At 70.3% G+C, this 7,996-nt stretch carries 9 protein-coding genes; 6 read left to right on the top strand and 3 right to left on the bottom strand.

Annotated elements, in window-relative coordinates; translation table 11 throughout:
* On the bottom strand, positions 1-211 hold a 211-nt coding region (locus tag VFZ39_RS10060; protein WP_330865611.1), incomplete at its 3' end, for an aldo/keto reductase.
* A gap of 346 nt (positions 212-557) precedes the next feature.
* On the opposite strand from VFZ39_RS10060, the gene dnaK reads away from it, so the two are divergent.
* Genes dnaK through VFZ39_RS10085 form a run of 5 tightly spaced genes read left to right on the top strand, consistent with a single transcriptional unit; the run spans position 558 to position 5,150 of the window.
* Positions 558-2,423 (top strand): molecular chaperone DnaK, encoded by a 1,866-nt coding sequence (gene dnaK / locus VFZ39_RS10065; protein WP_330865612.1) that lies wholly within the window; start codon positions 558-560, stop codon positions 2,421-2,423.
* On the top strand, positions 2,420-3,031 hold the full coding sequence (gene grpE / locus VFZ39_RS10070; protein ID WP_330865613.1) for a nucleotide exchange factor GrpE: 612 nt from the start codon (positions 2,420-2,422) through the stop codon (positions 3,029-3,031). Before dnaK ends, grpE begins: the two co-directional genes overlap by 4 nt.
* Before the next feature lie 60 nt (positions 3,032-3,091).
* A complete protein-coding gene (gene dnaJ, locus VFZ39_RS10075; protein WP_330865614.1) occupies positions 3,092-4,267 on the top strand; it encodes a molecular chaperone DnaJ in 1,176 nt (391 codons plus the stop codon).
* On the top strand, positions 4,264-4,680 hold the full coding sequence (locus tag VFZ39_RS10080) for a heat shock protein transcriptional repressor HspR (RefSeq protein ID WP_330865615.1): 417 nt from the start codon (positions 4,264-4,266) through the stop codon (positions 4,678-4,680). The genes dnaJ and VFZ39_RS10080 overlap by 4 nt, the downstream gene beginning before the upstream one ends.
* A gap of 2 nt (positions 4,681-4,682) precedes the next feature.
* Positions 4,683-5,150 (top strand): SRPBCC domain-containing protein, encoded by a 468-nt coding sequence (locus VFZ39_RS10085; protein WP_330865616.1) that lies wholly within the window; start codon positions 4,683-4,685, stop codon positions 5,148-5,150.
* Between the two features lie 60 nt (positions 5,151-5,210).
* Here VFZ39_RS10085 and VFZ39_RS10090 read toward each other — a convergent pair whose 3' ends face one another.
* Entirely contained in the window at positions 5,211-6,008 is a 798-nt protein-coding gene (locus VFZ39_RS10090) for a pentapeptide repeat-containing protein (RefSeq protein WP_330865617.1), read from the bottom strand.
* A 73-nt stretch (positions 6,009-6,081) separates the two neighbouring features.
* Entirely contained in the window at positions 6,082-6,612 is a 531-nt protein-coding gene (locus VFZ39_RS10095) for a response regulator transcription factor (RefSeq protein ID WP_330865618.1), read from the bottom strand.
* Between the two features lie 169 nt (positions 6,613-6,781).
* Here VFZ39_RS10095 and VFZ39_RS10100 point away from each other — a divergent pair.
* Positions 6,782-7,996: Clp protease N-terminal domain-containing protein (locus VFZ39_RS10100; RefSeq protein WP_330865619.1), on the top strand; the 1,215-nt coding region annotated here is incomplete at its 3' end.

Genomic DNA, 7,996 nt, shown 5'->3' on the forward strand with positions numbered 1-7,996 from the left:
ACAGCTCGTCCCGGGGCGGCCCCGACGCCGCGATCGCCTCTCCGACGCTCGCCTCGTTGCCGTACATCTGGGCGGTGTCGATGTGGCGGTATCCCAACTCGAGTGCGTCGGTCACCACCCGCGCGGTCTCCTGGGGTGGGACCCGGAAGACGCCCAGCCCGAGCTGGGGGATGGACGCGCCGTCGTTGAGCTCGATCCGGGGAATGGTCATGCAGGTGTGACACGGAACCGCCACCGCATATTCCGTACGCCGACCCGTCACTTGTGCAGGTTCGTGCGGCGCCGACCCGTCACTTGTGCAGTTCGCCGTCACTTCGGCAGCGGCGGCCGCGCGGGACTGACGGCTCGGGCGGTTCTGAAACTGCACAACTGACGGATCGGCGGGTCTCGAGCCTGCACAACTGACGGCTCGGCGTTTCGGCAGCCCGTGGGAGGCCTGGGAACAAGGTGTCATGGCCCTTCGTTATGCTGGCACACATAAGTTGAGTCGAGATCACTCAACTATCTCCAACGTCAGCCGGGACCGGTCCCGGAGCGCAATCGGAAGGAAGCAGATCATGGCTCGTGCGGTCGGTATCGACCTCGGGACGACCAACTCCGTCGTCTCGGTTCTCGAGGGTGGCGAACCCACCGTCATCGCCAACGCGGAGGGCGCCCGCACCACCCCGTCGGTGGTCGCGTTCTCGAAGTCCGGCGAGGTGCTCGTCGGCGAGGTGGCCAAGCGGCAGGCGGTGACGAACGTCGATCGCACCATCCGCTCGGTCAAGCGCCACATGGGCAGCGACTGGGAGGTGAAGATCGACGACAAGACCTTCAACCCGCAGCAGATCAGCGCCTTCGTGCTGCAGAAGCTCAAGCGCGACGCCGAGGCCTACCTCGGCGAGCCGGTCACCGACGCGGTCATCACCGTTCCGGCGTACTTCTCGGACGCTCAGCGCCAGGCCACCAAGGAGGCAGGCGAGATCGCCGGCCTCACGGTGCAGCGGATCGTCAACGAGCCGACCGCTGCCGCGCTCGCCTACGGGCTCGACAAGGGCGACGACCAGACGATCCTCGTCTACGACCTCGGTGGCGGCACGTTCGACGTCTCCCTGCTCGAGATCGGCGAGGGCGTGGTCGAGGTCAAGGCGACCTCCGGTGACAACCACCTCGGTGGTGACGACTGGGACGCCCGCGTCGTCGACTGGATGGTCAACAAGTTCAAGATGGGCAACGGCGTCGACCTGTCCACCGACAAGATCGCCAAGCAGCGCCTCCAGGAGGCCGCGGAGAAGGCGAAGATCGAGCTGTCGAGCTCCAGCGAGACGACGATCCACCTGCCCTACATCACCCACGGCGAGTCGGGCCCCCTCCACTTCGAGGAGAAGCTGACCCGCGCGGAGTTCCAGAAGATGACCTCCGACCTCCTCGACCGCACCAAGGCGCCGTTCCAGTCGGTGCTCAAGGACGCGGGCGTCGCGATCAGCGACATCGACCACGTCGTGCTGGTCGGCGGCTCCACCCGGATGCCCGCCGTCACCGACTCGGTGAAGGAGCTGCTCGGCGGCAAGGAGCCCAACAAGGGCGTCAACCCCGACGAGGTCGTGGCGGTCGGCGCCGCGCTCCAGGCCGGCGTCCTCAAGGGCGAGGTCAAGGACGTGCTGCTGCTCGACGTGACCCCGCTGTCGCTCGGCATCGAGACCAAGGGCGGCGTGATGACGACCCTGATCGAGCGCAACACGACGATCCCGACCAAGCGGTCGGAGATCTTCACCACCGCCGACGACAACCAGCCGTCGGTGGAGATCAAGGTCGCGCAGGGCGAGCGCCAGATGTGGGCGCACAACCAGCCGCTCGGCAACTTCGAGCTCACCGGCCTGCCGCCGGCACCTCGGGGCATCCCGAAGATCGAGGTCACGTTCGACATCGACGCCAACGGCATCGTCCACGTGTCCGCCAAGGACCAGGCGTCCGGCCGCGAGCAGTCGATGACCATCTCGGGCGGCTCCGCCCTGTCCAAGGACGAGATCGACCGGATGGTCAAGGAGGCCGAGCAGTACGCCGAGGAGGACGCCAAGCGTCGCGAGGTCGTCGAGACCCGCAACCAGGCCGACTCGCTCGTCTACTCCACCGAGAAGTTCCTCGAGGAGAACGCCGAGAAGATCCCCGAGGACGTCAAGGGCGAGGTGCAGGCCGACGTCGACGCGCTGAAGGCGACGCTCGAGAACGCCGAGGCGACCGCTGAGGAGATCCAGTCCGGCGTCTCCAAGCTCGGTGAGTCCAGCCAGAAGATGGGCGCCGCGATGTACGCCGCTGCCGAGGCCGACCAGGCCGCGGCCGGTGGGACCACCGAGGCGACCGGAGAGGCCGACGAGGACGTCGTCGACGCCGAGATTGTCGACGAGCCCACCGAGGGTTCCGCCGACGAGGGTGAGTCCAAGTGACCCACCGCGCCGAGGGCGACCCGGTCGAGCCGGTGGATCCGCCGGAGCCGGTGGATCCGGCCGAGCCGGTGGAGCCGGTGGAGCCGGCCGAGCCGGTGGAGCCGGCTGAGCCGCTCGACGCCGCGGAGCCCGGTGACCTGCTGAACCCGGTGGACGCGGCGGCTCGGCCGGACGCCGACGAGCTCGCGGCCCAGCTCGAGGAGCGGACCGCCGACCTGCAGCGACTGCAGGCGGAGTTCCTCAACTACAAGCGCCGGGTCGAGCGTGACCGGGCGATGCTGGAGCAGAACGCGACGTACCGCGTCCTGGTGCCGATCATCGAGGTCCTCGACGCCGTCGACCGGGCTCGCGAGCACGGGGACCTCGACCCGGGGTTCGTGGCGGTGGCAGAACAGCTCGAGCGCGTCGTCGCCGGCTTCGGTCTGACCAGGTTCGGCGAGCCCGGCGACCCGTTCGACCCCAACCTCCACGACGCGCTGTCGCACATCGGGGAGGATCCCGACGTGGAGGTCACGACCTGCAAGGTGATCGCCACGGCGGGGTACCGGATCGGCGACCGGGTGCTCCGGGCGGCGCAGGTGCTGGTGGTCGACCCGGCAAGCAGCTGAGTGCCAGCCGCACCAGCAGGAGACGAGTGAGGGCGAGACCCGAGTGGAGGGGGTGAGCGAGTGAGCACCAACGACGGCATCCGTGCGGACTGGGCGACCAAGGACTTCTACCAGGTCCTCGGCGTGTCCAAGGAGGCCAGTGCCGACGAGATCAAGAAGGCCTACCGCAAGCTCGCCCGCGCCAACCACCCCGACTCGAACCCGGGCGACCAGGCCAAGCACGACCGGTTCAAGCAGGTCGCCGAGGCCTACGACGTGCTCGGCGACGTCGAGAAGCGGAAGAAGTACGACGAGGTGCGCGCGGCGTACGCGTCCGGAGGCTTCGGCTTCCCGCAGGGCGGGTTCGGCGGCGGGGGTCAGGGCGGCTTCGACGTCGGCGACCTGTTCGGCGACCGGGTGCGCACCGGGGGCTTGGGCGACATGTTCGGCGACCTCTTCGGGAGCCGGGCACGCACGAGCGCCCAGCCGCGCCCGCAGCGAGGCTCCGACGTCGAGACCACCGCCACGATCGGCTTCACCGACGCGATCGACGGCGTGACCATCTCGCTTCGCCTCACCTCCGATGCGCCCTGCCCGACGTGTGCCGGCACCGGCGGCAAGCCGGGGACCAAGCCGCACATCTGCACCGAGTGCGAGGGCGCCGGCTTCGTGGTCGTCTCGACCGGTGGCGCGTTCGCGATGAACGAGACCTGCCCCGCCTGCGGCGGGCGGCAGCTGGTGTACGACGAGGCGTGCCCCACCTGTCACGGCTCGGGCCGTGGGTCGTCGGCGCGGTCGATCCAGGCCCGGATCCCGGCGGGGGTCAAGGACGGTCAGCGGATCCGCCTCAAGGGCAAGGGTGCGGCCGGCACGAACGGTGGTCCGGCCGGCGACCTGTTCGTCACCGTCAAGGTGCGTCCGCACCGGGTCTTCGGTCGGAGCGGCGACAACCTGACGCTGGACGTGCCGGTGTCCTTCGACGAGGCGGCACTCGGGGCCGAGGTGAAGATCCCGACCCTCGGCGGCGCGCCGGTCACGCTCAAGCTCCCGGCCGGCACCCCCAACGGGCGCACGTTCCGGGTCCGCGGCAAGGGCGCCACCCGGCGCGACGGCACCAAGGGCGACCTGCTCGCGACCGTGCACGTGCACGTTCCAGGAGCGCTCGACAGCGGCGCCCGCGAGGCGGTCGAGGCCTACCGGGCGGCCACCGCCGGGAAGCCGCTGCGCGCCAACCTCTTCGAGGACGGTGCTTCGTGAGCAGCTTCCAGGCACCGGGTCCCGACGCCGCCGTCTACGTGATCAGCGTCGCCGCCGAGCTGTCCGGGCTTCACCCGCAGACGCTGCGGGCGTACGAGCGGATGGGGCTGATCACGCCCGGCCGCACCCTCGGCGGCGGCCGGCGCTACTCCCACCAGGACATCGAGCGGCTGCGCTCGATCGCGGAGCTCACGGCGTCCGGGGTGGGCGTCGAGGGTGTCCGGCGGCTGTTGGACATGGAGAACCAGGTCGCAGCGTTGCAGGCCCGCAACAACGAGCTGGTGGCCGAGCTCGAGGCCACGCGCGAGGCGCTGCGCCAGGCACTGGCGACGCGACCGCCGGCCGACCGGCTCCCCGTCCTCCGCCGTCCGGAGGTCGGTCAGTCCGTCGTCGTGTGGCGCCGGAGGCCCTGACCGTGCCGCGCCTCGACCGGGCTGTCACCGACGTCGCGGCACCCCCCGACGCGGTCTACGAGGCCCTCGTCGACGGCGACGCCCTCGCGTCGTGGCTGCCGCCCGAGGGGATGACCGGCGAGCTCAGCGACTTCGACGCACGCGAGGGCGGCGGCTTCACCATGACGCTGACCTACGACGAGGGGTCGGCAGGCCGCGGCAAGACGACGGGCGACTCGGACGTCACCCACGTCGAGCTCGACGAGCTCGTCCCCGGGCACCGGATCGTCTGGGGGGTCGAGTTCGACTCCGAGGACCCCGACCACGCAGGCCGGATGACGATGACCTGGACGCTGACCCCGCGCGACGGCGGCACCCGGGTCGCGATCGACGCCACCGACGTACCCGCCGGCATCGACCCCGACCTCCACCAGCAGGGGTTGAACGCGTCGCTCGCGAACCTCGCGGCGTACTGCGAGGAGAACGCGTAACGGTGCCCCAGGTGCGCCTCCCACCCGTTGTACCGGGGTGGGAGCGCACCTACAGCACCGTTACCCGCCCCAGTGGTTGGGCACGGTGAGGTGGGCGGGGATGCTCGTCGACGCGTCACCCCGGGCGGTGTTGAGCTGAGCCTGGCTCAGGAACCAGGACTGCTCGAGCAGCGAGCCGCGTACGTCGGCGTCGCGCAGGTCCGCGCCGAGCAGGTCGGCCCGCGACAGGTCGGCCCCACGCAGGTCGGTCCGGATCAGCAGGGCGCCTCGCAGGTCGGCGCGGACCAGATCCGCGTGCCGCAGGTCGCGGCCGGCGAGGTCGGCCGGCATCGGACGCGTGGGCCCGTGCAACCGGGCCGAGCCCTCGCGCAGTACCTCGCTCACGTGGTCGCGGATCCGGTCGAGGTCCGCGAGCAGGATCGTCTCGGGCTCCGCGTGGGTGAGGGCCACCAGCTCGTCGTGCCGCTCGGCTGCGGCAGGGGTCGGTGAGCGCCGCAGTACCTCGCCCACGTGCGCCAGCATCTCGTGGAGCTGCCGCATCACCGACAGCACGGCCGCCATCTCGCCGAGGTCCTCGGCCACTCGCCAGGACTCACCGCCGTAGGTGACCTGCGAGACGTGCTGACCCGCGCCGAAGCAGTCGAAGGCCTGGCACCCGCTCCAGCCGGTCTCACGCAGCGAGTCGTGGATCCGGCAGCGGTCGTGCGCGTCGAGGTGCTCGCACGGCGTACCGCTCTCCTTGTCCGCACCGAACGCACCACCCTCGCGCCGGAACGGGAGGAGCACGCAGCAGAGGCCGAAGCAGCGACTGCAGTCGGCTGTCAGCACGGGGAGCTCGCGGACGGGCATCACACCCATCGTCGCACCCTGGCGTCGCGTGCGCCTGAGAGTGCGCTCCAGCGCACTCTCAGGCACACGGCGCCGCTTGGGGCTAGGGGTACTCGCTGTTGAGCGGGTAGGGCCGGATCACCTTGACGGCTCCCGCGTGCGCCACCTTCTCGAGGTGGATGTTGACGCTGCGTGGAGAGACGCCCTTCTCGATGAAGCCCACTGCCCCGGCCTCCATCGCGGCCTCGATCATCCGGGTCGCGCCGATCGCGGACACCACGACGAACTTGCACGCCCAGTGGACCTCACGCAGCTGCGGCAGCAGCTCGAGCCCGCCGATGTCCGGCATGTGGAGGTCCACCAGGACCAGGTCGGGCTTGCCCTCGCTCACCGCCTGGACCGCCGAGGGTCCGTCTCCGCCCTCGCCGACCACCTCGAAGCCGCCCACCTCGAGGCCCATCCGCATGAAGTCACGTGCGTCGGGGTCGTCGTCGATGATGACGACCTTGATGCCGTTGGACGTGGACGTGGACGTCGACTCGGTCGTCGACTGCGGCTCGGGCGCCTCTTCCTGCGTCCCGGGCTCTGCTGCTGCCTCGGGCCGATGCTTGCCGAAGATCTTGCCCAGCCCCATCGCGGTCACCCTCTCTTCCGGTGCGTTCGCGGCTGATCCTAGACCGAAGGCGCCGATTCTTCATGGAAAGCAGAGTTGAGTGGAACAGACTCAACTTTGGGGACGTTGTGATGCATGAGGCCCTGGATCGGAGGACCATGGGCGAACCGCGACAGCAACAGGAGATGCGTTGAGCCAGTTCGGAGCCGAGAAGTTCACCACGCGCAGTCGGGAGGCGGTCGAGGCGGCCCAGCTGTCCGCGACCACCGCGGGCAACAGTGCCACCGAGCCGATCCATCTGCTCGCGGCGCTGCTGCGGCAGGAGGAGGGGACCGCACGTGCCCTCGTGGGCAAGGCGGGTGTCGACGGCGCCGCCCTCGCCGCGCGGGCGGAGCAGGTACGAGACAGCCTGCCGCGAGCCACTGGCTCCACCGTGCAGCAGCCGGGCGCCTCACCGTCCCTGACCCGGGTGCTCGCGGCCGCCCTCGACCTCGCCTCCTCGATGAAGGACGAGTACGTCGCGACCGAGCACCTCCTGATCGCGATCGCCACCGTCGAGTCCCCGGCCCGGAAGGTGCTGACCGACGCCGGCCTCACGGCCGACGGGCTGCGGGAGGGACTGACAGCCGTCCGCGGCAACCGTCGGGTCACCAGTGAGGACGCCGAGTCGACGTACGAGGCGCTGGAGAAGTACAGCGTCGACCTGACCCAGGCCGCCGAGGACGGCCGGCTCGACCCCGTGATCGGTCGTGACGCCGAGATCCGCCGCGTCGTGCAGGTGCTGTCGCGGCGCACCAAGAACAACCCGGTTCTGATCGGTGAGCCCGGCGTTGGCAAGACCGCCGTCGTCGAGGGTCTCGCGCAGCGCGTGGTCGCGGGCGACGTGCCCGACTCCCTCAAGGGCCGCCGCGTGCTCAGCCTGGACCTGGCCGCGATGGTCGCCGGCGCGAAGTACCGCGGCGAGTTCGAGGAGCGGCTCAAGGCCGTCCTCGAAGAGATCAAGGACGCCGGCGGGCAGATCATCACCTTCATCGACGAGCTGCACACCGTCGTCGGCGCGGGCGCCGGCGGCGACTCCGCGATGGACGCCGGGAACATGCTCAAGCCGATGCTCGCCCGCGGCGAGCTGCACATGATCGGCGCCACCACCCTCGACGAGTACCGCGAGCGGATCGAGAAGGACCCCGCACTCGAGCGCCGGTTCCAGCAGGTCTTCGTCGGGGAGCCGTCCGTTGAGGACACGATCCAGATCCTCCGCGGCATTCAGGAGAAGTACGAGGCCCACCACGGCGTCCGCATCACCGACGCCGCGCTGGTCGCGGCCGCCACCCTGAGCGACCGCTACATCACGGGCCGGCAGCTGCCGGACAAGGCGATCGACCTGATCGACGAGGCGGCGTCCCGG

The sequence above is a fragment of the Nocardioides sp. genome, from assembly GCF_036374615.1.
Lineage (GTDB): Bacteria > Actinomycetota > Actinomycetes > Propionibacteriales > Nocardioidaceae > Nocardioides.

Coding starts and splice junctions, on each gene's coding strand:
- dnaK (WP_330865612.1), top strand. CDS start 558: ATGGCTCGTGCGGTCGGTATCGACCTCGGGACGACCAACTCCGTCGTC.
- VFZ39_RS10090 (WP_330865617.1), bottom strand. CDS start 6,008: ATGGGTGTGATGCCCGTCCGCGAGCTCCCCGTGCTGACAGCCGACTGC.
- VFZ39_RS10095 (WP_330865618.1), bottom strand. CDS start 6,612: ATGGGGCTGGGCAAGATCTTCGGCAAGCATCGGCCCGAGGCAGCAGCA.